This window comes from Streptomyces sp. NPDC047981, from assembly GCF_040653315.1.
Taxonomy (GTDB): Bacteria; Actinomycetota; Actinomycetes; order Streptomycetales; family Streptomycetaceae; genus Streptomyces.
In genome coordinates, this window is the sequence record NZ_JBEZNQ010000197.1 from 1 (window position 1) to 1,584 (window position 1,584).

Below are 1,584 nucleotides of genomic sequence, written 5' to 3' on the forward strand. Positions count from 1 at the left end.
GGGGCATGACGGGTTTCCCTTTGGTGCGTGATGGAGCGGCCAGCGGGTCTGTATTGCGGGCGTTCTGACAGGGTTTTATGGGTGTTGCCCGGGTTTCGTTGGGTGGGGTGGATGGTCTGCTGGTGATCACCGGGTGCGTTGTCCGGTACGGACGTGAGCGAAGGGGAAGCGGGACAGATGAGCGAGTACACCGCAGGTACGGCTTGGGAAACACCAGGCACGGGTGGGGGCGCGCCCGGTGCGGGTGGGGGTGTGCCCGGTGCGGGGGTGCCTGGTGCGGGTGTGCCTGGTGGGGGTGGGGTGGGTTTCACGGATGTTCTGGGTCGGGCGGCTTTGGGGATGTGGGCTGAAGCCGTGGGCCTGGCGGTGGGTGTGACAGGGCTTGGGGTGAACGAGGAGGTGTTGCGGTCCGCGGTCCGGCAGGCTGCCGTCCAGCAGAACCTGGCGGGTGAGAGTGACGAGGACTGCGCGGGAGCGCTCCTCGCCGCCGGGTTTGTGGGCGTGGAACGGTTCTGGCCGTTCCTGGCCGCTGTTGTGCCCGTGGCGGGTCCCGCGACGGCGCAGGGGTGGGATCCACATCTGGCCTGTCTGCAGGCCATCGGTGCCGGCGACTGGGACGGTGCGTGTTCCTGGGCCGCGCAGGGCCCGGGCGGAACGGCTGCCGCGACGCCCGCAGTCCTCACCACAGCGCTTCAGCGGCTGGCCGCCCGGTACGGGATCGACACCACCACCGCCACCACCAGCGGCGTCGCCCTGTACTTCGCAGAGCACGCCGCCACCGACGTCCAGATCATCGAGGTCTGGAAGAACACACTCACAGCTCTCGCCCACACCCCACCCCCCGCCGCGATGGCCCCCGGCCCGCGACAGCAGACAGCACCCGCCCCCCAGGGCAGGACCCAGGACCAGACAGCCAGAAACGGAAACGGAGGCGGAGAGGTACTGGACTGGGTCGCGCTGGCCCAACAGCGCAAATGGGACCAGGCCCTGGAAGTGTCGGGTCTGGGAGACATGAATCTGCTGACAGCCCGGCTGGTCCAACTGTCCATGGCCGCCGGAACAAAACCCACGCTGGACCCGACTGTGATGGCCGGCACCGTCGCACGACACGTCATGACCGGGACACTGGACCCAGGCCGCGTGAACTGGCTGATGTCCGGAGCGAACGACCTCACCGACAGCGTCTACCTCGGATCACAGGGCTGGTTCGACCTCGCAGCCGCACTCCTCAAGCCCGTGCGAGCGATGACAGCTGACGAAACAGCCCTGACCATGAAACAAGCCGCGCAGACCATCCTCACCCAGCTACTCCTCCCCACCACCACACAACAAACCCCACAACAATGCTGCACCCAGCTCTGGCCCTACATGCACGACAACACCGTCACCGGAATGTGGGCACAAACCCTCACCCACACAGCACAGACACGCCAACCAGCCACACAGAACACGAACACAGACCAAACCCAACTACCGCCGGCCGGTAACGGCGGCCCGGCAGCAGTTCACCTGACCCCGGGCGACGTGGAGCTCCTCGGCCTCATCTACACCGGCAGCCGGCACATCGCTTCCATCACCGCCACC

1 protein-coding gene is annotated in these 1,584 nt (G+C 67.0%); it reads left to right on the top strand.

Going from position 1 to position 1,584, the window contains the following annotated elements:
- Window positions 1-387: 387 nt before the first annotated feature.
- The coding region (locus tag AB0E14_RS39710; protein WP_362430468.1) for a hypothetical protein at window positions 388-1,584 on the top strand (1,197 nt) is incomplete at its 3' end.